19 protein-coding genes and 1 pseudogene are annotated in these 22,143 nt (G+C 59.7%); 16 read left to right on the plus strand and 4 right to left on the minus strand.

The genetic code is table 11. The annotated features are described in order from the left end of the window. Nucleotides 1-376: 376 nt before the first annotated feature. From MUN84_RS17850 to MUN84_RS17860, 3 genes are all read left to right on the plus strand, one after another. On the plus strand, nt 377-1,639 hold the full coding sequence (locus MUN84_RS17850; RefSeq protein ID WP_244695338.1) for a glycoside hydrolase family 2 TIM barrel-domain containing protein: 1,263 nt from the start codon (nt 377-379) through the stop codon (nt 1,637-1,639). Nucleotides 1,640-1,800: 161 nt separating this feature from the next. Next, on the plus strand, nt 1,801-2,331 hold the full coding sequence (locus MUN84_RS17855) for a GNAT family N-acetyltransferase (protein WP_262920716.1): 531 nt from the start codon (nt 1,801-1,803) through the stop codon (nt 2,329-2,331). Next, the gene (locus tag MUN84_RS17860) at nt 2,328-2,861 is read left to right on the plus strand and encodes a GNAT family N-acetyltransferase (protein WP_244695340.1); all 534 of its coding nucleotides are present in this window, start codon (nt 2,328-2,330) and stop codon (nt 2,859-2,861) included. The genes MUN84_RS17855 and MUN84_RS17860 overlap by 4 nt, the downstream gene beginning before the upstream one ends. A 167-nt stretch (nt 2,862-3,028) precedes the next feature. On the opposite strand, the gene sbcD is transcribed toward MUN84_RS17860, so the two are convergent. The 3 genes from sbcD to MUN84_RS17875 form a co-directional block, all read right to left on the minus strand. Next, nucleotides 3,029-4,261 (minus strand): exonuclease subunit SbcD, encoded by a 1,233-nt coding sequence (gene sbcD / locus MUN84_RS17865; protein ID WP_244695341.1) that lies wholly within the window; start codon nt 4,259-4,261, stop codon nt 3,029-3,031. A gap of 114 nt (nt 4,262-4,375) precedes the next feature. Next, nucleotides 4,376-4,720 carry a DUF6970 domain-containing protein gene (locus MUN84_RS17870; RefSeq protein WP_244695342.1) on the minus strand — a complete coding sequence of 115 codons (345 nt, stop codon included), beginning with the start codon at nt 4,718-4,720 and terminating at the stop codon, nt 4,376-4,378. Between the two features lie 114 nt (nt 4,721-4,834). Beyond that, nucleotides 4,835-6,217, minus strand: coding sequence for an MBL fold metallo-hydrolase (locus tag MUN84_RS17875; protein ID WP_244695343.1), 1,383 nt, complete (start codon nt 6,215-6,217; stop codon nt 4,835-4,837). Between the two features lie 686 nt (nt 6,218-6,903). On the opposite strand from MUN84_RS17875, the gene MUN84_RS17880 reads away from it, so the two are divergent. After that, nucleotides 6,904-8,484: an amino acid permease gene (locus MUN84_RS17880; RefSeq protein WP_244695344.1), complete on the plus strand. Its 1,581-nt coding sequence runs from the start codon at nt 6,904-6,906 to the stop codon at nt 8,482-8,484. A gap of 326 nt (nt 8,485-8,810) precedes the next feature. Here the strand turns inward: MUN84_RS17880 and MUN84_RS17885 are convergent, their stop codons facing one another. Beyond that, entirely contained in the window at nt 8,811-9,020 is a 210-nt protein-coding gene (locus MUN84_RS17885) for a DUF2945 domain-containing protein (protein WP_244695345.1), read from the minus strand. 186 nt (nt 9,021-9,206) lie between these two features. On the opposite strand from MUN84_RS17885, the gene MUN84_RS17890 reads away from it, so the two are divergent. From MUN84_RS17890 to MUN84_RS17945, 12 genes and pseudogenes are all read left to right on the plus strand, one after another. Further along, nucleotides 9,207-9,857, plus strand: coding sequence for a hypothetical protein (locus MUN84_RS17890; protein WP_244695346.1), 651 nt, complete (start codon nt 9,207-9,209; stop codon nt 9,855-9,857). Further along, nucleotides 9,857-12,268, plus strand: a complete 2,412-nt coding sequence (locus MUN84_RS17895; protein ID WP_244695347.1) for an amidohydrolase family protein — start codon at nt 9,857-9,859, stop codon at nt 12,266-12,268. Before MUN84_RS17890 ends, MUN84_RS17895 begins: the two co-directional genes overlap by 1 nt. A gap of 90 nt (nt 12,269-12,358) precedes the next feature. Continuing rightward, the gene (locus MUN84_RS17900) at nt 12,359-13,663 is read left to right on the plus strand and encodes an amidohydrolase family protein (RefSeq protein ID WP_244695348.1); all 1,305 of its coding nucleotides are present in this window, start codon (nt 12,359-12,361) and stop codon (nt 13,661-13,663) included. A gap of 286 nt (nt 13,664-13,949) precedes the next feature. Continuing rightward, a complete protein-coding gene (locus tag MUN84_RS17905; RefSeq protein WP_244695349.1) occupies nt 13,950-14,576 on the plus strand; it encodes a response regulator in 627 nt (208 codons plus the stop codon). Between the two features lie 480 nt (nt 14,577-15,056). Continuing rightward, nucleotides 15,057-15,296, plus strand: a complete 240-nt coding sequence (locus MUN84_RS17910) for a hypothetical protein (protein WP_244695350.1) — start codon at nt 15,057-15,059, stop codon at nt 15,294-15,296. Between the two features lie 203 nt (nt 15,297-15,499). After that, nucleotides 15,500-16,762, plus strand: coding sequence for an RICIN domain-containing protein (locus MUN84_RS17915; RefSeq protein ID WP_244695351.1), 1,263 nt, complete (start codon nt 15,500-15,502; stop codon nt 16,760-16,762). A gap of 92 nt (nt 16,763-16,854) precedes the next feature. After that, on the plus strand, nt 16,855-17,508 hold the full coding sequence (locus MUN84_RS17920; RefSeq protein WP_244695352.1) for an OmpA family protein: 654 nt from the start codon (nt 16,855-16,857) through the stop codon (nt 17,506-17,508). A gap of 188 nt (nt 17,509-17,696) precedes the next feature. After that, complete coding sequence (locus tag MUN84_RS17925) at nt 17,697-18,614, plus strand: DUF6929 family protein (protein WP_244695353.1); 918 nt, start codon at nt 17,697-17,699, stop codon at nt 18,612-18,614. Between the two features lie 253 nt (nt 18,615-18,867). Then, a pseudogene (locus tag MUN84_RS17930) lies at nt 18,868-20,681 on the plus strand (DUF2723 domain-containing protein). Further along, complete coding sequence (locus MUN84_RS17935; RefSeq protein ID WP_244695354.1) at nt 20,633-21,112, plus strand: hypothetical protein; 480 nt, start codon at nt 20,633-20,635, stop codon at nt 21,110-21,112. Before MUN84_RS17930 ends, MUN84_RS17935 begins: the two are co-directional and overlap by 49 nt. After that, nucleotides 21,061-21,720, plus strand: a complete 660-nt coding sequence (locus tag MUN84_RS17940) for a hypothetical protein (protein WP_244695355.1) — start codon at nt 21,061-21,063, stop codon at nt 21,718-21,720. The genes MUN84_RS17935 and MUN84_RS17940 overlap by 52 nt, the downstream gene beginning before the upstream one ends. A gap of 136 nt (nt 21,721-21,856) precedes the next feature. After that, the gene (locus MUN84_RS17945) at nt 21,857-22,135 is read left to right on the plus strand and encodes a hypothetical protein (RefSeq protein WP_244695356.1); all 279 of its coding nucleotides are present in this window, start codon (nt 21,857-21,859) and stop codon (nt 22,133-22,135) included. The last annotated feature ends 8 nt before the right edge of the window (nt 22,136-22,143 follow it).

Raw genomic sequence — 22,143 nt, forward strand, 5'->3', positions numbered from 1 at the left:
CAGGTTTCGGTGCTAAATCCCAATGCTTTGTTAGGTATGATGCTGCTTATAAATCAGTTGTACTGAGCTGGTCGAAGCATCTCTACCTCTGGCTAATCAAGGAAGCCTGCAACGAAGCGGCAGAGATGCTTCGACTATGCTCCGCATGACGGCCAGAATAAATAGGCCTATTGTCAGTGCTGGTATAGCCGGAGTCCATTGAGTTTAGACGGCGGTACGGCTCCGTTGCGAAGTAGCAGCGGGGCCGGTTGCAAGGTGGGTAGTTGAAGCCGGCTAGTGCTTGCTCGTTCTTAGGTGCAGCGAACAGGGGAGGGAGTAGGGTGAAAAACACTTAATTTGAGCACTTCAGAATCCACTGCCTACTCTCCCTACCTCTATGAAACCTTACCTCGCTGTTTCCCTGCTTGCCCTCGCTACTGCCACTTATGCCCAAACCAGTCCAGTTAAAGTTGAGGTAAAACAAACGGCTGGTCGCTACCAGTTGCTACGCGGCGGTAAGCCGTACTTCATTAATGGCGCGGGCGGCGGGCAGTTCCCGGAGCGCATCAAGGCCTGCGGGGGTAACTCCATCCGGACCTGGGGCACGGGCGGCGCTGATAAGGTGTTGGCCGAGGCCAATAAAAACGGGCTTACTGTGATGCTGGGCCTGGATGTGGCCCGGGAGCGGCACGGCTTCGACTACAACAACCCCCAGGCGGTGGCCGAGCAGCTTCAAAAGCTGCGCGCCGAGGTACTCAAGTACAAAGACAACCCGGCGGTGCTGTTCTGGGGCATCGGCAACGAGCTGAACCTGGAGTATACCAACCCCAAAGTCTGGGATGCCGTGCAGCAAATTGCCCAGATGATTCACGAGGTAGACCCCAATCACCCAACCAGCACCGTGCTGGCCGGCCTCAACCAAAAGGAGGTCGACTACATCAAGGCCAAGTGCCCGGCCGTGGACATCCTTAGCATCAACACGTACGCCGGGCTGGCCTCCATTCCGCAGCAGGTGCGCACCACCGGCTGGACCGGCCCCTACGTGGTAGCCGAATGGGGGCCCACCGGCCACTGGGAAAGCCCTGTAACGCCCTGGAAAGCCTCCGTGGAAGAAACCAGCAGCCAAAAAGCCGCCGTGTACCAGAGCCGCTACGAGGCCTCCGTGGCCAAGGATAAAACGCAGTGCCTGGGCACCTACGTGTTTCTCTGGGGTCAAAAGCAGGAGCGCACGCCCACTTGGTACGGCATCTTCACCGAGGATGGCAAGGAGTCGGAAGTGGTGGATGTCATGCAGTACCTGTGGAGCGGTAAGTGGCCCCAGAACCGCGCCCCGCACCTCACCTCATTTAAGCTAAATGGTAAGCAAGCCACCGACAACGTGTACCTACAGGCCGGCCAGAGTTACCCCGCCATTGTCGCCGTCGCGGACCCCGACAAAGACGCCCTGACCTACCGCTACGAACTGCTCCCGGAAAGCACCGACCTCAAATCCGGCGGCGACCGGGAAAGTCGGCCCGTTGCTATTCCGGGCCTGATTCCGGCCGGCGCCTCAGCCCAGACTACCCTCAAAGCCCCACCAAGGAAGGCGCCTACCGCCTGTTCGTGTACGCCTATGATGGCAAAGACAACGTGGCTACGGCCAATATTCCGTTTTATGTGAAGGGGAAATAGAGTAGGAAACAGTATGAAAAACACCCGAACGTCATTCCGAGCGCAGCGAGGAATCTCGCGTGCTAACGTTGCATAGCTACTTAAATACCTGCACGCGACATTCTTCGCTACGCTCGGAATAACGGGCTGGTACTTTTCCACCTAGGAAGTATTCTACCTTTCTTCTCCCAATCTTATGCCCCTACATTTACCCTCCGCCCCTGGGCCCCGGCCGACTTGGCTAGTCTGGTTCGTTACGCCAATAATTCGGCCATTGCCCGGTACATGAACGACCAGTTCCCGCACCCTTATACAGAGGAAAACGGTAAGGCTTTTATTGACATGGCTAGCCAGGAAGATCCGCCGCACATCTTGGCCATTGAGGTGGCCGGGGAAGCAGTTGGGGGCATCGGGATTCACCCCCGCACCAACATTGAGCGCAAAAACGCCGAATTAGGCTACTGGCTGGGCGAGCCGTTCTGGGGCCAGGGCATCATCACGGAGGCCGTCCGACAAATGGTAGACTACGGCTTCCGCACCTTCGATATCACTCGCATTTTCGCCCGGCCCTTCGGCACCAACCTGGCATCCCAACGAGTGCTGGAAAAGGCGGGCTTTGTACTGGAGGCTCGTTTCGAAAACACGTTTTTCAAAAACGGCGAATTTCTGGACGAGCTGATTTACGCAGTGCGGCGGCCATGACGAGCCTGGAAACGCCGCGCTTGTTGCTCCGCGAAATTACCCTGGCCGATGCGCCCGGCATTCTGGCGCTAGACTCCGACCCGCGCGTGTTGCGCTACGTGCCTAACCGGCCTATTGCTACCCTCGAGGAAGCCGCGAAAATCATTCACTATATCCGGCAGCAGTACGAGCGCAACGGTATCGGGCGCTGGGCCGTGGTGCGCCTCGATACGCAGGAGTTTATCGGCTGGTGCGGCCTTAAGCTGGTTGATGACAGCGAAGTAAACGGCCGCACCAACTACCACGACATTGGTTACCGCCTGCTACCTCATCACTGGGACCAAGGCTTCTCTTCGGAAGCCGCTGGCGCCACGATGCGCTACGGGCTGGAAATCATGAAGCTGCCGGAAATCAACGCTACCGTTAGGCGGGAAAACACCGCCTCGCGCAACATCCTGGAGAAAGTTGGGCTGCACCTGCAAGAAGAGTTTACTGAGCCCGATGGGAATTTGTGGTGTTGGTATGGAATACGGAATGCTCAGGGGCAGTGAACAAGGCTGTATAACACAGAGCAAAAAGTGCATGTCACGCGGAGTCCCGCGAAGCATCTTTACCGCTTCGTTGCACTGCTAGGACCTCGGCAGAGATGCTTCGGCTGCGCGGACGCCAGCTCAAGCATGACACCTGCTTTTGTTGCGTAATATGTCCGCCCGCCTTCCTACATCCGCTCCAGCAGCTCATCAAAGGTGCGGAGTAGCTCGGCGCGGCTGGCCTCGGGCTCGGCTTCTAGGCGCTGCTCAAATACTTCACGCTCTGTGAAATCGTGGAGGCTGCGGGTGAGGGGCGTATCGTCGGTTTCCTCGGCCTGCCCCAGGGCGCGGAGCTTGACTAGGCGGAAGTGACGGCGGGCCAGCACTTCCAGCTGCTGCCGGTCCAGGGCCTGAATCACGGTTAGTAGGGCATCGGCTACTTCCAGTTGGGTTAGCTCCGAATGAATCTGCACATCAGCCCAGGCGGGGAGGGGGTAGCCGGTGTTGTCGTAGGCTGTAAGCCCTTCGGTTACTTCCTGCAGGGTGCCGTGGAAACGCACCAGTCGCCGGGCGCCGGGCACCGGCAGGCTTTGCAGTTCCGTGAGCTTGCCACCCTGAAAATCCAGCAGTAGTACTTCCTTGGGGTGGTCGATTTCCGAAAACGACAGCGGAATGGGCGAGCCCGAATAGCGGATATGCTCCCGGCCGCCTACCCGTTGCGGGCGGTGCAAATGCCCTAGGGCCACGTAATCGAACACGGCCGGGAAGTGGTCGGCCGTAATCTGGCCCAGGTTACCCACGTGAATCGTGCGTTCCGAATCCGACGGGGCCGCGCCGGCCGCGTAGAGGTGGCCAGTCGCCAGCACGGGCAGGCCTAAGTCTTTGAGTTGCCAAACTTGCTCTACTTCGGCGCAACGGGCGTAGTGGTCGGCAATGCCCTGTTTGATGCGGGCTTCCCGTTCCTCGGCCGTCTCGCCGGGCACCGAGAGGCGCACGTCCCGGTCGCGCAGAAAGGGCACGGCGCACACCACCAGGCCCGGTTTGCCCTGGGCGTCATCCAGCACCAATACTTGCTCCTCGAAGCAGTCGGGCACGCAGCCCACCACGTGCACGCGCAGGTGGCGCAGCAAGCGGGCCGGGGCATTGAGGGTAGCCGGCGAGTCGTGGTTGCCTCCTACCACTACCACGTCGCGGCAGCCGGTGCCGCGCATGCTGAGCAAAAAGGAGTAGTACAGTTCCAGGGCCTGATTAGAAGGCGAGCCAGTGTCGAAAATGTCGCCGGCTACCACCAGCACTTCTACCTGCTGCTCGCGCACGGTTTGCACCAGCCACTCCAGAAAGTGGCGGTGCTCGTCGGTTCGCTCGTGGCCCTGAATAAACCGCTGGCCCAGGTGCCAGTCGGCGGTGTGTAGTACGCGCATGACTACGAAGATACTCCGGCCGGCGGGAAGAAGAAAACCTGGCGGGTTGCACCCAGCCAGCAGCCCTTAGCGGCGTGGCTGCGGCCCCTTCCGAGTCAGGCGGAAAAAGGAGCGTTATTTTTTCTCCCAAATCGTGCGCTTAAACTCAGCGGTGCTGAAATCCTGACCATTGATGCGGGTGTTACCAATAAAGCCGCCGAGGTAGCCCAGCCGGTTGCATCCCTCATCTACTACCTCAGCGGAGCCGTCGGCAATGCAGTTACCAGGTTCGAATACAAACACCGTTTTGCCTTGAAAAAGGTATTCCTTGACGTAGGCGCCCTCCTCGCACGGCGACTCTCGCTCCAGGTTGATGGTTTTCTGTCGAATACAGCTGGGAGTACCTTTCTCAATGTCAGTCTCATCACAAGCCGTACACAGCAGGGCAGGGGCTAGCAGTAAGTAGAACGTCTTTTTCATGTTAAGGAACCGGTTTCATGATAATAGAAAAGGCCAGAACCGTAGTCCTGGCCTTTGGGAGAGTATGGGTTGCGCCGAGAGGTTGCACCGGAACGCAAATGCCCGGACGCTGACTTATACGGTTGCCGATTGAGGCTGAAATGAGGTAATAGCTTCCCCCAGATCGTACACGGGCACCTCCGCCGGTAGGGCGGCCTGCAGAATGCTGGCCCCAGCCGCCGAGCGGTAGCCCCCAGCGCAATGTACCAGCACGGGTTTGGTGGTAGGCACCTCGTGGGCCCGCTCCCGCAGCTCCGGCAGCGGAATCAGCAGGGCGTTGTCGAAGATGGGCTGCTGGGCCTCCGTGCGGTTGCGGATGTCGACAATGGTGAAATCCTGGGGTTGCTGCCGAACGTGCTCTACATCGGTGGCGGGGCTGGTGACGGGCAGCTCGCGGGGCGTGAGCAAGGCGCCCTTGATGTTGCCCTCGTAGCCGATTTTAGCCGTTTTGCGAATGACCGTGTCCAGGGCAATCTGGGAGTCGGCAATCAGGTAAAACGGTTCCTGCGGCCCCACAATGGAGCCCAACCACGTTTCAAACTTGCCGCCGTCCATCAGGTTGATGGCCCCGAGCAGGTGGCCCGCCCGAAACTCCTCGGCGGGGCGGGTGTCAATCAGTACTACCCCCGGCTCCAGGGGAATACCCGAGTGCAAGCGCGGCACCGCCCGGACGCTGTCCTCGAAGGAGGAAGCGCCCTGCTTGTTGAGCAGTACATCGTGCCCGAAGTACTTGGGCATAAACGGCTGATCTTCCAGCAGGACCTTAATAAACTCATCCTGCGACATGGGCTGCAGGGCGTAATTAGTTTTTAGCTCCTTGCCAATGGTGCTGTCCAGGTCGGGGCTGGTGGTTTTGCCGCAGAGCGAACCGGGGCCGTGGGCCGGGTACACACGGGTAGTGGCGGGCAGGGTCATGAGCTTCTGGCGGGTGCTCTGGTAGAGCTGGGCAGCCAGCTGTTCGCGGCTGTGGCCTCCTACGTTGTCATCCTCGCGCAGGTCGGGGCGGCCCACGTCGCCCACAAAAAGGGTGTCGCCGGTAAACACGGCGCGGGTTTGGCCCAGCTCATCCATGAGCAGCACGCTAATAGAATCGGGGGAGTGGCCGGGGGTATTGAGGGCGTGCAGCTCCACGGAGCCGAGCGTGATGCGCTGCCCGTCATCAAACGTCTGGTGGGGGTAGCTGGCCTTCACCAGCTTGCTGGCGTAAATGGTGGCCCCGGTTTCGCGCGCAATTTCTAGGTGGCTGCTCACGAAGTCGGCGTGGGGGTGGGTCTCGATGACGGCAATAATCGTAGCCTCGTGCTCGTCGGCGAAGTCGTAGTAAGGCTGGGGGTCGCGGGCCGGGTCGATGATGGCTACCTGGCGGTTGCTGCGGATGGCGTAGCTCGCGTGGGCCAGGCCTTTGTCGTAAAACTGCTGAATCTGTACCGAACCGGTACTACTAGGCAGAGGACTCATGGGGTGTTGGATGTGGTGGATGCCCGCAGGCCAGCTCAGCGGTGGCCGGAAGGCATATTCTCAAATATAAGCAAGAAGCAAAGCCAGCCTACAGCAAAGCGCAATATTAGCCCGGCAAAATAGTACTGTTGGGTTACAAAATGGGCCATTGCCGGGACCCAACGAGGGTAGTAAGTGGTCTGGTTCCGAATTGTTTCGGTTCGGCTACCGGGCTGGTTTCCGGCGCCGTCGTGCCCGAAGAGGGTATTCCGCTAAAAAAGGCGCCATCAAGCCGTCGAGGCTCCGAATACAACTAGTAATATGAGGTCAACTTTCCTCCGCGCACTTCTGGCTAGGCTAGGTAGCGGCCACGGGCGCGCAGGTGCTGCGGCCGGGCCAGGATGCCTAATGAGGTGTTGGCTCCGGACAGTAAGGATGCCGCCTAAGTGCTAGCAGTCAAGCCACAAGTCGCAAGCAGAACAAGCAGCTTTTTCTACCAGAAAGAGTCTGTGAGGGAATTACGGCTAACGAAGAGTTAGCCTGCGGCCGAGTTTACCTGCGCAGCTAAAATCAGCCGGCCAACAGTCAGGGCCATGTCCGCAGTCCGGAGAAAGGGCTATATTCGGGCCACGTAGCCGCTTGCAGGCGGCTTTTTTTGCAAATTTCATAATCCCCTTCTCACTTTTCTTCTTCTCTCAATAACCTGTATGGCAAATATTTTCGCCAAAAAACCGCTGGCTGTGCTCTTGGGCGAAGCCAATTCATCCGGGCACGGCGCACTAAAGCGCACGCTGGGGGCGGGTAACCTTGTGGCCTTGGGCGTAGGCGCCATTATTGGGGCGGGCCTGTTTGTGCGCACGGCCAACGCCGCCGCCCAGGCCTCGGGCCCCGGCGTGACGCTGGCCTTCATTCTGGCGGCGTTCGGCTGCGTGTTTGCTGGCTTGTGCTACGCCGAGTTTGCGGCCATGATTCCGATTGCCGGCTCGGCTTACACCTACGCCTACACCACCATGGGCGAGTTTGTGGCCTGGGTTATTGGCTGGGCCCTGATTATGGAATACGCCCTGGGTGCCGCTACCGTAAGTATTGCCTGGAGTGAATACCTGAACAAGCTGCTGGAAGTCTTTGGCACGAGTATACCGTACAGTTTAAGCCACTCACCCTTCGAGCACGCCGTGGTAAACGGCGTAACCGAGCACGGCATCATCAACCTGCCGGCCCTGCTCATTATTGTGGCCCTGAGCCTGCTGCTGGTAAAAGGCACTCAGGAATCGGCCTTGTTTAACGCCATTGTGGTGGTGCTCAAGACCCTCATCGTGCTGGTATTCATTGCCGTAGGCTGGCAGTTCATCAACTCGGCCAACCACACGCCCTACCTGATTCCGGCTGATGCCGTGGTGAAAAATGCAGCCGGCGAAGTGGTGCGTACCTACGAGGGCTGGAATAAGCACGGCCTGGGCGGTGTACTAGGCGGCGCGGGCATTGTGTTCTTTGCCTTTATCGGTTTCGATGCCGTAAGCACGGCGGCGCAGGAGGCTAAAAACCCCAAGCGCGACATGCCTATCGGCATCCTGGGCTCCTTGGGCATCTGCACTATCCTGTACATCCTGTTCGGTCACGTGCTGACCGGCGTGGCCAACTGGCGCGAATTTGCTGACCCAGCTGTGGGCGGCGAGGCATCCGTGGCCTACGCCATCCGGGCCCACATGCCCGGCTACTCCTGGCTGGCTACGGCCGTTACCATTGGTATTCTGCTGGGCTTCACGTCGGTAATGCTGGTAATGCTCATGGGCCAGAGCCGGGTGTTCTTCTCCATGGCCAAGGATGGCCTCATGCCGAAAGCCTTCTCGGTGTTGCACCCCAAGTTCAACACTCCCTACAAGTCTAACCTGATGCTGATGGTGTTCGTGGGTCTGTTCGCGGCCTTCGTGCCCGGTTCCCTGGCCGGCGACCTGACCTCCTTCGGGACCCTACTGGCCTTTGTGCTGGTAAGCATCGGAGTGTGGGTAATGCGCCGTTCCGATCCGTCGCAGCCCCGTCCGTTCCGTGCCCCGCTGTCCTCGCCCAGCTTCCCGCTGGTGCCCGTCATGGGCGCGCTGGTGTGCTCGGCCCTGATTATTGGCCTGGATTCGTTTACCCTGAAAGTAGCTATGGGCTGGATGCTGCTTGGCTTTATCGTCTACTTTATCTACGGTAAGAGAAACTCCAAGCTGCAGCAAGGCATCGTGGTAGTGCCCACCGAAATGGAGGAGCAAGCCTTTATTGAGCCTGATCCTAAGAATGCCTAAAGTGCATTAGCTCACAACAAAAAAAGCCCCACCGATAATTCGGTGGGGCTTTTTTGTTCCGGAAGGAGTTAAAACTATACCAGATGCTGTCATCTGAAGCGGGTAGAAAGCAAGTAGAAAGACCGTTATAGCGTAGCGAGGCATCTCGCGTGCTGATGTTGGAATAGTACCTCAACGATTCGAGTGAGATGCTTTGGCTGCGCCTCTGCATGACAAATTTCAAACACGCTCGAACACACGTGTCATTCCGAGCAGAGCGAGGAATCTAGGTTTACCACTAGAAAGCCAACCCAGATTCCTCGCTTCGTTCGGAATGACACGGCCTGCTACTTTGCTGGTTTTACCTCGCTTTGGAGCTTGAGCACCTTGTCGCCATTTTCCTGCACGATGAGAAAAGCGGGGTTGTCCGGGGTGCCGTGGCGGGTGATTTCGGCGCCTTGCAGCTTCTTCGTGACAGATTCTTTGTGGGTTTCCTCAATTTTGCCGGTAGCGGTGCCCGTGCCGTATTTCCAGGTTACTTGGGTGCCTTTGCGCATAAGATGGTGGATTTGTCGGGTTTTGGTGCGTAGTTAGGTCGTCATTCAGGCATACTGTCGCGGTGCAACTCTGGTTGCTCCAGGTGCTTCTTTCCTAGCCTGTCAGCTACCAAGCCGCGGCCGCACTTGATGGGCCATTGCCTCACACGCTTTCATTTCTTCCTATTCCACCTACTTCTACTACCCATGCACATTGATCTTCGCCGGCTGGGGCTAGCCGGCGGGCTCGTGGCCGGCAGCCTCTCGGCGGCCCAGGCCCAGCAGCCCGCTACCTTCCCGCGCAACGGCGTCTACGACCAGCGTCCGGGCGTGTACGCCTTCACGCACGCCACTATTTTCACCGATTACAAAACCCGCCTTCAAGATGCGACCCTGCTCATTCGGGACGGGAAAGTAGAAGCCGTGGGTACCAAAGTGAAAATCCCGGCCGGGGCCGTGGTCCAGGACCTAAAGGGCCGCTTCATCTACCCCGGTTTCGTGGATTTGTACGCTTCCTACGGGGTACCCGAGGTGAAAGCCCCCGAGCGCCAGGGCCGCCGCGCCGGTCCCCAGATAGAAAGCACCAAAGCCGGAGCCTACGACTGGAACCAAGCTGTGCACCCCGAAGTAAACGCCGCCGAACTGTTCAAAGTCAACGCCGACCAGGCCGACGCCTACCGCCGCCTGGGCTTCGGGGCGGTGCTCACCCACCAGCCCGACGGCATAGTGCGGGGCACGGCCGCGTTGGTGAGCCTGAACACTACCCGCCGCGAAAGTGAGGTGCTGCTCCAGGACCGCGCCGCCGCTACATTCAGCTTCGACAAGGGCAGTAGCACCCAGGACTACCCTCGTCCTTGATGGGTAGTATTGCCCTGCTGCGCCAGAGCTACCTCGATGCGGACTGGAACCAGCGCAACCCCGCCCGCGAGCAAAACCTCTCGCTGCGGGCCCTAAACCAGCAGCGCAGTCTGCCGGCCATTTTTGAGGTGCGCGACAAGCTGAACGCCCTGCGAGCCGATAAGCTCGGCGACGAGTTTGGGGTGCAGTACATCATCAAAGGCCGCGGCGACGAATACCAGCGCGTAAATGACCTCAAGGCCACCAAGGCCCCGCTCATCCTGACCCTGAACTTCCCCGACGCCTACCAGGTCGACGACGTGTACGACGCCGCCCGGGTAAGCCTGCAGGAGCTGAAGCACTGGGAAATGGCGCCCGCCAACGCGGCTATGCTGGCCAAGGCCGGCGTGCCCTTCGCTATTTCCGCCGCCGACCTCAAAGACAAAAAGAAGTTTCTGCCCAACCTGCGCAAAGCCGTGCAGTACGGCCTCACGGAGGAGCAGGCCCTGCAGGCCCTCACGGCTACCCCCGCCGCGCTGGTAAAGGTGCAGGATAGGGTAGGGGCCCTGCGCCCTGGCATGGAAGCCAACTTCCTGGTGTGCTCCGGCCGCCTGCTCGCCGATGATAACGTGCTGCTGGACAACTGGGTGCAGGGCGAACGGTACCAGCTCAGCACCGTCCCGGCGGATTACCGCGGCGTGTACTCCCTGCAAGTGGGCACGCAGCCGGAAATGAAGCTGCTGCTGGCCGGCAAGCCCGAAGCGCCCGAACTGAAAATTGCCAAAGCTCCCGGCGACACGGTGAAAGGCTCCCTGAGTGTGAATGGGGAACTGGCTACCCTCGTCTTCAACCCCACACCCAAAACCAAAGGCAGCGGCGCCATCCGCCTCAGCGGCTACTACACCGCCGAGAGCCGCACCTTCCAGGGCGACGGCCAGCTCCCGGATGCTACCAGCGTGAAATGGACGGCCCGCCGCCTAGAAGAAGCCAGCCGTGCCGCCCGCCGCGACTCCGTGAAAGCGCCCGTGCCGCCCCAGTTGGGCCAGGTGCAGTATCCCTTCGTGGCTTATGGCCGCGCGGAAGTGCCCGCCCAGCAAACCGTTCTGATTAAGAACACTACCGTGTGGACCAGCGAAGCGGCCGGCAAGCTCGAAAACACCGATGTGCTGCTGCAAAACGGCAAAATCACGAAGATTGGCCGCAACCTCTCCGTGCCCAGCGGAGGCCGCAGCATTGATGGCACCGGCAAGCACCTCACGCCCGGCATTATTGATGAGCACTCCCACATTGCCATTTCCGAGGGCGTGAATGAAGGCACCCAGTCGGTAACGTCCGAGGTGCGGATCAGTGACGTGGTGGACCCCGAGGACGTGGACGTGTACCGCGACCTGGCCGGTGGGGTAGTGGCGGCTCAGCTCCTACACGGCTCGGCCAACCCGATTGGGGGGCAGTCGGCCCTGATTAAGATGCGCTGGGGCATGACGCCGGAGCAAATGAAAATTGCCGGCGCACCGGGCTTTATCAAGTTCGCCCTCGGCGAGAACGTCAAGCAAAGCAACTGGGGCGAGCTGAACATGGTGCGCTTCCCGCAAACCCGCATGGGTACCGAGCAGGTGTTCGTGGATGCCTTTACCCGCGCCAAGGAGTATGAGCAGGAGTGGAAGGCTTGGAACAAGCTCAGCAAGGGCAAGCAGAAGAAGGGCGAGGCCCCGCGCCGCGACCTAGAGCTGGAGGCCCTGGTAGAAATCCTGAACCGCCAGCGCTTCATCACTTGCCATAGCTACGTGCAGTCCGAAATCAACATGCTCATGAACGTGTCGGACCGTATGGGCTTCCCGGTGAATACCTTCACCCACATCCTGGAAGGCTACAAAGTGGCCGACAAAATGAAGCAGCGCAACATCAACGCCAGCACTTTCTCCGACTGGTGGGCCTACAAAAACGAAGTGCGCGACGCCATTCCCTACAACGCCGGCATCATGCACGACGTGGGCCTGAACGTGGCCATTAACTCCGACGACGCCGAAATGAGTCGCCGCCTCAACCAGGAAGCGGCCAAAATGGTGAAGTACAGTAATCTCTCGGAGGAAGAGGCCCTGAAGCTGGTGACCATCAACCCGGCCAAAATGCTGCACCTGGATAAAAACATGGGCAGCATCAAGGAAGGTAAAGACGCCGACGTAGTGCTTTGGACCGATAACCCCCTGAGCGTGTACGCCCGCGCTGAGCGCACCTTTGTGGATGGCCGCGAGCTGTTCAGCCTGGAAACCGACCAGCAGCTACGCCAGCAGATGCAGCAGGAGCGCCTGCGCATTGTGCAGAAAATGCTGGACGCCAAGAAAGGCGGCGCCGCTACCCAGCTACCCACCGCCAAGCCCAACAAGCACTACCACTGCGATACCATGGGCGAGGAAAAAGAGCTGGATCAGTAAAAAACGAATTGCCTAACGTGTGCCTCACCCCTAGCCCTTCTCCACCCGGAGAGGGGCTAGGGGTGAGGCACCCATCAGAACATCAACTCCATGAAACATATACTTCTTTCCCTGGCTCTACTAACAGCTACCCCCGCGCTGGCGCAGGTACCGGCCCCCGCGCCGGCCCAAAGCAAGCCGGTACTGCTGCTCGGTGGCACCCTGCACGTGGGCAACGGCACGGTAGTGCCCGATGCTGCCGTGGCCTTTGATAAAGGCCGCATTACCTACGCCGGCGCCCAGGGCAGTTTCAGCCAGGACCGCGCCGCCTACGAGGTTATCGACGTGAAAGGCCAGCAGATTTACCCCGGCCTGATTCTGCCCAACTCCACCCTGGGCCTCACGGAAGTAGAGGCCATTCGCGCTACGGTGGATGAGCGGGAGGTAGGCGAGTTCAACCCCAACGTGCGCAGCCTCATTGCCTACAACACCGACTCCGATATTCTGCCGACGGTGCGTACCAACGGGGTGTTGCTGGCGCAAGTAACGCCCCGCGGCGGCATTCTTTCGGGCCAGAGCAGCGTGGTGCAGCTGGACGCCTGGAACTGGCAAGATGCCCAGGTAAAGGCCGATGACGGGCTGCACCTGAACTGGCCGGTAATGATTATCAAAACTAATCCCAACGACGACGCCCAGGTGCTGGAGCGCCGCGAAAAAGCCCGGCAGGAGCAATTGCGCCAGCTGGAAAGCTTACTCACCGAAGCCAGCGCCTACCGCCAGCAGCCTGCCGGCCGCAAAGAGAACCTGCGCCTAACGTCCCTGGCCGGCCTCTTCGACGGCTCCAAAACTTTATTCATTCACGCCGACTATGGCAAGGAGCTGATAGAAGCAGTGCGCTTTGCCAAGCGGCTGGGCGTGCAGAAGGTAACGGTAGTAGGCGCCCGCGACGCCTGGATGATGCTCGACTTTCTCAAGCAGAACAACGTGGCAGTGGTGCTGTCCCGCATCCATGCCCTACCCCGCCGCGAGGGCGACGACTACGACCAGCCCTACCGCCTGCCTAGCCTGCTCCAGCAAGCCGGTATTCGGTATTGCCTTGATTATGAAGGCTCCCAGGAAACCTCTGGGTCCCGGAACCTGGCCTTTATTGCGGGTACTGCCGCCGGCTACGGCCTCACGAAAGAACAAGCTCTGGAGGCCATTACCCTGAGCCCGGCCCGCATTCTGGGCATCGACAAAGACTTTGGCTCCCTGGAAGCGGGCAAGAGCGCTACCCTGGTCATCAGCCGCGGCGACCTGCTCGACATGCGCACCAACGACGTAACCCGCGCCTGGATTGACGGCCGCGCCTTCCGCCTCGATACCAAGCAAACCTACCTGCGCGACAAGTTCAAGGACAAGTACGGGCTGAAATAGAGGGTAGTAGCTTCCTTGCCTAGTATGGCGCGGAGCGTAGTGGTTTTGCCTAAGTTGGCCGTAAGGCGGCTTGGGGCCAGTATGCTCCGCGCTATGCTTATAAGCCGGTTTAGCGGCGTCAAACTATTATAATATATTCTTGTTCTTATATTGACGATCAAGGAGGATTATAGTATCTTTCTTTGTACCTCATGGGCCTTACTTCGCCCGAAAAAATACAGTGCACTGCCACTGTGCCGCTATGCCTGAACCCCTACCTGCGGAAGAAACAATCTCACTTTTGCTGGTGGATGACCATCCGGTGGTGGTAGAAGGTATAAAAGGACTGCTCCGGCCCGAAGCGGGCTTACAAGTGGTAGCACAGGCGTACAGCGGAATCGAAGCACTAAGCATTCTGGCGGACCAGCACCCAACTATTCAAGTAGCCGTTCTGGATTTGAACATGCCCGAAATGTCGGGTATTGAGTTGGCGCGGGTTATTCGCTCGCGCTGGCCCCATATTCGGGTGCTGATTCTGAGCATGTTCCACGACCACGCGACGGTAGCGGAAATGCTGGAAGCTGGCGGCTCGGGCTACGTGCTTAAAACTGCCAACCGCGCCGAATTAAGCGAAGCTATTCGCCAGGTAGCCCTGGGCCGCAGCTACTTCAGCCATGATGTAGCGGCTACCCTGCTCCAGAACATGCACATTCCGGCGGCGCTGGAGGGCAGCCGCCCAGCCGAACTGACTGGCAGGGAGCGGGAAATTTTACAGCTAATTGCGCAGGAATATTCCAACCAGGCCATTGCCGAGGCCTTGTTTATCAGCGAGCGTACCGTAGAAACCCACCGGCGCAATCTATTTACCAAAACCAATTCCAAGTCGGTGGTGGGGTTGATTCAGTACGCGCTGCGCCACAAGTTGATATCGTAATATAGCGGCCAATACCGCGTAGAGGCGGTAATGTGCAATAATCCTGTTAGGAGTATATAGGGATATAAGCAGGTTTAATTGGATAATAAAAGCTAGCAAACGAGCGGAAATTTGGCGCGGGCTCACCGGCCAGTAAGCACAGTGGGGCTCAACCCGGATAACGGGGTAGGAAAGGCAGCTATAAGTACGCGCAATAGTTTCGAAAACAGCCTTCAGGCTGTTGCAATGCGTTTATTGAGCGTAATGAGAGAGGAACGGGACTGGCAGTTTTCAATTAAAATATAGGACGGAAGAAGGCAGGCGAAATATCCGTACTAGTACGGAGGTAAAATCAGGGGTGCTACTGATTTACATTTTAAGGAGAAAAAATATACCTTAGCATCGTTCAATCAAATGATAATATGTTTATATTTGATCTGACAAAAAGCCGCCTTAACGCGCTTAAATGCAGTTTTTTCTCACTTAACCACAGATTGACCCGTGTCTAAACATCTAACTGCTAACGAAAAACAAGCCATGCCGTCCAAGATTCTCTCCTTTATCTGCCATGTGCCCGGGATGGCTCCCGGCGCTTACCCTGCCGTTCCTACCAGTTCTTCGGCAAGCCACAACCACAAGCCCGCGGAGCGCAAATCAGATACCAAGGCTGGGGGTGGGCACTTCACCGCCATCTACGAAAACGACCGGTTTGTTCGCTTCAAGTACATCAACAACAACTAGGCGGTTGTACCTACCGCCCCAAGCCCAAATAATCTAGCCTCTGCTGCCCGCCGCACATGACGCCAGCGGCAGAACCCTATCGCACAATTCCACACCAAAAGGCGCTGCTTTCCCGTTGAGGAGAGCAGCGCCTTTTCGCGCTATTGCCGGGGCCGCGCAAATTTCTCGGCTAACTTGCGCCCCGGTTCATCCGTTTTGCGTGCATGACAACTCCGCTGTTTCGCTTGGTAGTGCCGTTGTGGGCATTGCTTTTCCTTGCCTCGCCTTCCCTTTTCGCTCAGGCAACCTTCGTTCCTGATGAGCGCGCGTGGTACGGCGTTATTGCCCGCAGTAGCGGCCGCTCCCTGGACATCAGCAACGCCTCCACTGAGGCCGGCGCTACGGGTATTCAGTGGGAGTTTACGCACGCTAACAGCCAGCAGTGGCGCTTTGTGCCGGCAGCCACGGGCAGCGACTTTTACCGCATTGAGGCCCGGCACAGCGGCAAGTGCCTTACCCTGGAAAAGCCCGATGAAAACGCTTCCCTGGTGCAGCGCCCCTGGACGGGCAGCTTTTACCAGCAGTGGAAGCTAGTGCCCTCGGGGCCCATCGGGAGCTTTATTCTGGTGAGTCGGGGCAACGATAAATGCGCGTCCCTGGCCGCGGCCGATAAGTTTAACGGCACTCCCGTGGTAGGGCAGCGCGTGCAAAACCGCGCCACCCAGCAATGGAAGTTGTTCAAGCTTCGGCTTAACGTGGACAATAGCCAGCCCGGTTTTGGGGCTCCCGAGCCATTGGCCAGCCTGAACACGCCCGGCGGCAACGAGCTGCAACCCGTGCTAGCCCCCGATGGCCGCGCCCTGTACTTTGTGCGCACTCGTTACGCCGGCAACACGGAAGGCGTAACCGAATCCGGCGACATCTGGGTGAGCACCTCCGCCGACGAGGGCCGCAGCTGGGGTCCTGCTACTCGCCTCGATGCCCTAAATACTACCCAGCACAATGGCGTGATGGCCATTACCAACGCAGGCAAAACCTTGCTGCTGCGGGGCCATTACGAGCGGGACGGTTCGTTCCGGGATGAGGGTCTGAGCCAAGTAGCGCGGGGTGCCACTGGAAAAAATGGGCATCCGGTGCCCCTGGACATTGCCAACTACTACTCGGCGGCCCCCGCTACGTCCTTCTTCATGACGCCCGACGAGAAAATTCTGTTGCTTTCCTTGGAGCGCGGCGACTCCCAAGGCGGCAACGACCTGTACCTGAGTCGGCCCGGGGCTGATGGCATCTGGAATGACCCGGTCAGCCTGGGCGCCGTTATCAATTCTCCTGGTTTCGACTTTGCTCCCTGGCTGGCTCCCGATGGCAAAACGCTATACTTTAGCTCCTACGGCCACGCCGGCTACGGCAGCGCCGATATCTTCGTCAGCCAGCGCCTCGACGACTCCTGGACCCGCTGGAGCGAGCCGCGCAACGTAGGCGCCCCCTGAATGGCCCCGGCTTCGATGCCTACCTAAGCCTTTCCGCCGATGGCAAGCAGGCGTATTATGCTGCCTCGCGCACGGCCAATGGCCCCGCCGATTTGTTCCGCACGGTGACGGGGGTAGCCCCGAGCGACACGGCCCGCCCCGCTCCGCCCGAGCCTGTAGCTCCCGCCGTGGCCGCTCGTACCCTGCTAACGGGGCGGACCCTGGATGCCAAAACGCGGCAGCCCCTGGCCACGGAGGTGAAAGCCATTCGGCTGGGTAACGACTTGGCTTTCAACGCCACGGCCCGCACCGATGTGGCGGGAGGCAATTACCAGCTTACGCTGCCGCCCGGCCGCTACCGCCTGCTGGCTTCGCGCGCGGACTACCTCACGGCTACCGATACGGTTACGATGAGCGGCTCCCGGGCCCTGGAGTTGCTGCTGGTGCCGGCCGCCGTGGGCTCCAGTCTGGAATTGCCAACGCTAATCTTCGCGCAGGGCAAATACAACCTGCTGCCCGCTTCCTACACCGAACTGAACCGCCTGGCTCGCACTCTGCAGGACAACCCCACGGTCAATATTCGCCTGGAGGGCCACACTGATAACCAGGGCCGGCCCGACCTGAACGTGAAGCTCTCCGAGGAGCGTGTGGCCGAGGTGAAGCGCTACCTCGTGACGCGCGGCATCCCCACCACTCGCATCAGCACCATTGGCTACGGTGGCAGCCGCCCCGGGCATCCAACGAAAAAGAGGAAACCCGCAAGCTGAATCGGCGCGTAGAGTTTACGATTGTGAAGTAGGGTCTTAGGGATGTAGTGCCTTGGTTACAACGCTTCTTTGTCCATGACTGACTGTCAGATTTAAAGCAACGGCAACCGGTGTCAAAAAAACCAGGAGTTTACCAACCTCAGGCAGTTAAGCGCATATACCCAATCATCAATCTCCCAAGACCCTCAATGATGCAGGCTCTTATTCGTCACGAAGCAGTGTTGCCGAAGCTACCCTCGGCTTCGGGAGTGGAGGTAGTCGGTAATGTGGCCTACATCATCGGCGACGATGCGCCCTACCTGTATCAGCTGGATGCGGCTACCTTGGCGGCGGGCGAGCCCACCCGGCTTTTCGAAACGGCTCACTTCAGCAGCGGCCGAATTCCGAAGGAACTGAAGCTGGATCTGGAGTGCCTCACTGCCCTGACTACCCCTACCGGCGAGACTGGCCTGTTGGTGCTGGGCTCGGGGGCCACGGCCGCGCGCGAGCAGGGCTTTTGGGTGCCGCTGCCCAAAACCGGTGGTGCCGGCGCTGTGTACCCCATTTCCTTGAGCGGACTGTACGCGGCCTTGCGGGCAGTGCTACCCGCCGGCGTGGTTCTGAACCTGGAGGCGGCGGCGGCTACCACTACGGAGCTTCTGCTGTTTCAGCGCACCGTGGGCACGGCAGCCGGTAACCTATTGTTTCGTCTGCCCCTGGAGGCCGCGCTGGCGTATTTGCAGCACCGTAGCCCGCAGGTTCCGTCGGTGCAGGCCCAGCTGTTTGAGCTGCCCGTTATTGATGGGAAGCCCGCCGGTTTTTCCGGGGCTACCTGGTTTGAGGATAGACTATTTGTCACGGCCTCGGTAGAAGACACCCAGGATGCCGTGCTCGACGGGGCCGTGCTGGGCTCGTTTGTGGGCGTGCTACAGCTGGCCAACCGGGCAGCAAAAGTGTTGCCCGTGCAACTGGCTCGGCTGGAGCTGCCCGGCGGCCGCGCCTACCGAGGCAAAGTGGAAAGCGTGGCCGGGCGTCGGCGCCTGGGCCCAGAACACTATGAGCTGCTGCTGGTAACCGACGATGATGCGGGCGGCTCCACGGCCGTAACGGTGGAGCTGAGTTTATAAACCACCTACAAATTTCGGGAGAAAGGCAACGGCTAAGCGAAAAACCGCATCCGGCGTTCTGGAAGTCATTCCGGGCCGCCGGATGCGGTTTTTCGTCACCCTTACCTTCTTGCCAGATGCTGTATTCCCGACTTAAACCCGTGTTTGGCGGGCCCTGTTTCTGCTCGCACTGGGCGTGTACTGGGCCACGCTGGAGCCTACCGCCTCCTTCTGGGACTGCGGCGAGTTTACCGCCAGTGCCTACAAGCTGCTGGTGCCGCATCCGCCCGGCGCCCCACTCTACCTACTGCTGGGTCGGCTGGCTTCCCTGTTAGCTGCTGGGGAGCCAACCCGGGTGCCGGTGCTGGTGAATCTGGTTTCGGCAGCGGCTAGTGCCGCTACTGTTACCCTGCTGTTCGGCATCATCACGGATCTGGCAGCAAAGCTCCTGCGGCCGGCCCAGGCTGCGGAGCTCATGCCCGGTACGGCAACTGCCCTGGTGCTAGGTAGTGGGGTAGTGGGGCGCTGGCGCTTACCTTCTCTGATTCGTTCTGGTTTAACGCTGTGGAAGCGGAAGTGTATGCCCTTTCTACCCTGGGCACGGCCCTGGTGGTATGGCTAATGCTACAGTGGGAAAAGCGCGCCGACGAGGCCGACTCGGACCGGTGGCTAGTGCTCATTGCCTACGTCATTGGCCTGGGCATTGGGGTGCACCTGCTGAATCTGCTGGCCATTCCGGTGCTGAGCGTGGTGTGGTACTTCCGCCGCACGGCGCAACCCACAAGACGGGGTACTATACTGGCACTATTAGGGGGTAGCGGGCTGGTGCTATTGGTGCTGGAAGGCATTATTCCGGGCTTGCCTACCCTGGCTGGGGCCAGTGAGGTGTTCTTCGTGAACACCTTCGGGCTACCTTATAACTCGGGGCTCCTGCTGTTTTTGCTGGCCGGGCTGGGGGCATTGCTGCTGGCGCTTCGGTGGGCTTACCAGCAGGGTCGGCGCGGGTTGCACACGGCCCTGCTGGCCCTGGTATTCGTGCTCATTGGCTACTCCAGCTACCTGATTGTGCCCATCCGCAGCTCTTTCAGCCCTACCATCAACGAAAACGCGCCCAACGAAATCCTCTCCTTCGTGAGCTACCTGAAGCGCGAGCAGTACGGCGACCGGCCCCTGCTCTACGGGCCCCACCTGTTTGCCCAGGCCGTAGCCCAGGAGGACGGGGCGCCGCGCTACACCCGCCAAAACGGCCGTTACATCATCACGGACCACCGTCCGGAGCTGCGCTATGAGGCCCCCGATAAAGTGCTGCTGCCTCGCATCTACGCCGGCCCGGCCGGGACTAGCCCTGAGCTGGTGCGCCAGTACCGCAAGTGGGTTACTGACCTGGAAGAAGGCCGCAAGCCTACCATGACGCAGAACCTGAGCTTCCTGTGGCAGTACCAGTTCGGGCACATGTTCTGGCGCTATTTCGGCTGGAACTTCATCGGGCGGGAAAGCGACGTGCAGCACGCGGGCGTACTCTGGCCCTGGGCTACTACCCAGGCGGTGCCGGCCAGCGTGGCCGAAAACCGGGGCCGTAACGCCCTGCTCGCCTTGCCATTCCTGTTGGGGGTAGCCGGCTTGGTGTGGCAGCTGCGCCGCAACGGGCGGCAGGCTCTGGTGGTGGGGCTGCTGTTTCTGCTGACCGGCCTGGCCATTGTGTTCTATCTCAACCAGCCGCCCCAGGAGCCTCGGGAGCGGGACTACACCTTTGCCGGCGCTACCCTGGCCTTCTGCATCTGGATTGGGCTGGGCGTGCCGGCTTTGCACGCCGCCCTGGGTCGCCTGCTTTCGGCTAGCCGGCCGCGGGTGCTGCTGGCTTCGGCACTAGGATTGCTCGTACCAACCCTCATGGCCACGGAAGGCTGGGACGACCACGACCGGACCGGACGCTTCAGCTCCGTCGACTACGCCAAAAACGTGCTCAACACCCTGGCCCCAATGCCATTCTGGTTACGGAGGGCGACAACGACACCTTCCCGCTCTGGTACGCCCAGGAGGTGGAAGGCGTGCGCCCCGATGTGCGCGTGCTGGTATCCAGCTATTTAAACACCGATTGGTACGTGGAGCAGATGCGCCAGCGCAGTTACCAGTCGGCTCCGCTACCCCTGTCCATTAGCCCGGCCCGCTACCGCCAGGGCACCAATGATTACCTGCCCTTCGTAGAAAATCCCGCCGTGCGCGAGCTGAACGTGCGCGAGTTTGTGCAACTGGTGGAGCAAAACAGCCCCCTGCTGCAGGTTAGCTACGGCGACGGTTCCCGAACCCTGCTTTCTTACCCCGCTACCCACCTGGTGCTACCCGTTGATACGGCCGCGGTGCGGCGCAGCGGCATGGTGCCCCCGGAGCGGCTAGCCCAGATAGTTTCGCGCCTGGAATGGGACGTGAGCCGGGGGCGCTGGAAAAGCGGGAACTGGCCTTACTCGATGTGCTGGCTACCAACAACTGGCAGCGGCCGGTGTACTTTGCCAATACCGTAAGCCCAGCCACCCGCATGGGCCTGGAGCCCTACCTGCAGCTGGAGGGGCTGGCCTGTCGGGTGTTGCCGTGCCGCGCCCCAGCCGCGCTCCGGCCAGAGTTGCGCTTGCCAGAGGAAGGAGAAGTAGCAAAAGACTTGCTCTATGACTCCCTGATGCGCAAGTACAGCTACCGCAACCTCAACAACCCCAAGGTGTACTATGATGAAAATCAGCGCTTCACCCTAAGCGGCTACCGGGAGCAGTTTGCCCGCCTGGCTCGCGCCTACGTGGAGGCCGGCAACCACCCTCGCGCCCGCAAAGTGCTGCAAAAGTGCCTGACGGTGCTACCCGACACGGCCCTGCCCTACGACGCCTACACCCCTGACCTAGTGCCTTCCTTGGTGGCAGTGGGCGAAACCCACCGGGCCCGCGAAATCATGGACACACTCACAACCCGCACCACCCAACACCTAGCCTACTACGCCGCCCGCCCCGATGCCGCCCTGTTTGAGCGGGAAATCGGAATGCAGCTCTTCACGCTCCAGCACCTGTACCTGGCCGCCGCCGACACCAACGATGCGGCCCGAGCTACTGCGCTGGCCGGAATTCTGCGGCAGTACGGCGGGTAAATGGGCGAGCCTGCAAGTGCGCATCAGGTCAGCTTCAACCAGTAAAGAAAGGAACGCAATTCGTTGGTGGGTAGGAATTAAGGATGAGTCCAAGGTGTTAAAAGCAAGTAGCCAATCTGACTTGTTTTCTGCCTTCATGATTCTCTTCAACACTCGTTTTTTGTACCCCGTTAGCGCCGTGAAGTTGCAGGAGCAGCACGGGTTGCTGCCGGCGGAGTTTCTGCAAACCATCCAAGCCTTACAGCCTTTCCTGGAAAAGGAAAAAGCCTACGGCGACGTGTGCACCACGCAAGTCACTTCGCCCCGCGGCCGGCAGTTGGTGGTGTACTACCGCAAAACCTACTCTCCCGAAAATGGCTTTGTGGTAGAAATTGTGGATGCCGAAGTGGTGCGCCCCCTGGCTCAGGCAGCTTAAGCTAGGAT

Origin of the sequence: Hymenobacter sp. 5516J-16, assembly GCF_022919335.1 — a bacterium.
Classification (GTDB): Bacteria; Bacteroidota; Bacteroidia; order Cytophagales; family Hymenobacteraceae; genus Hymenobacter; species Hymenobacter sublimis.

Bases quoted from the DNA above. Each gene is read 5' to 3' on its own strand.
- MUN84_RS17850 (WP_244695338.1), top strand. From the start codon at position 377: ATGAAACCTTACCTCGCTGTTTCCCTGCTTGCCCTCGCTACTGCCACT.
- MUN84_RS17860 (WP_244695340.1), top strand. From the start codon at position 2,328: ATGACGAGCCTGGAAACGCCGCGCTTGTTGCTCCGCGAAATTACCCTG.
- sbcD (WP_244695341.1), bottom strand. From the start codon at position 4,261: ATGCGCGTACTACACACCGCCGACTGGCACCTGGGCCAGCGGTTTATT.
- MUN84_RS17870 (WP_244695342.1), bottom strand. From the start codon at position 4,720: ATGAAAAAGACGTTCTACTTACTGCTAGCCCCTGCCCTGCTGTGTACG.
- MUN84_RS17875 (WP_244695343.1), bottom strand. From the start codon at position 6,217: ATGAGTCCTCTGCCTAGTAGTACCGGTTCGGTACAGATTCAGCAGTTT.
- MUN84_RS17880 (WP_244695344.1), top strand. From the start codon at position 6,904: ATGGCAAATATTTTCGCCAAAAAACCGCTGGCTGTGCTCTTGGGCGAA.
- MUN84_RS17885 (WP_244695345.1), bottom strand. From the start codon at position 9,020: ATGCGCAAAGGCACCCAAGTAACCTGGAAATACGGCACGGGCACCGCT.
- MUN84_RS17890 (WP_244695346.1), top strand. From the start codon at position 9,207: ATGCACATTGATCTTCGCCGGCTGGGGCTAGCCGGCGGGCTCGTGGCC.
- MUN84_RS17895 (WP_244695347.1), top strand. From the start codon at position 9,857: ATGGGTAGTATTGCCCTGCTGCGCCAGAGCTACCTCGATGCGGACTGG.
- MUN84_RS17900 (WP_244695348.1), top strand. From the start codon at position 12,359: ATGAAACATATACTTCTTTCCCTGGCTCTACTAACAGCTACCCCCGCG.
- MUN84_RS17915 (WP_244695351.1), top strand. From the start codon at position 15,500: ATGACAACTCCGCTGTTTCGCTTGGTAGTGCCGTTGTGGGCATTGCTT.
- MUN84_RS17925 (WP_244695353.1), top strand. From the start codon at position 17,697: ATGATGCAGGCTCTTATTCGTCACGAAGCAGTGTTGCCGAAGCTACCC.
- MUN84_RS17945 (WP_244695356.1), top strand. From the start codon at position 21,857: ATGATTCTCTTCAACACTCGTTTTTTGTACCCCGTTAGCGCCGTGAAG.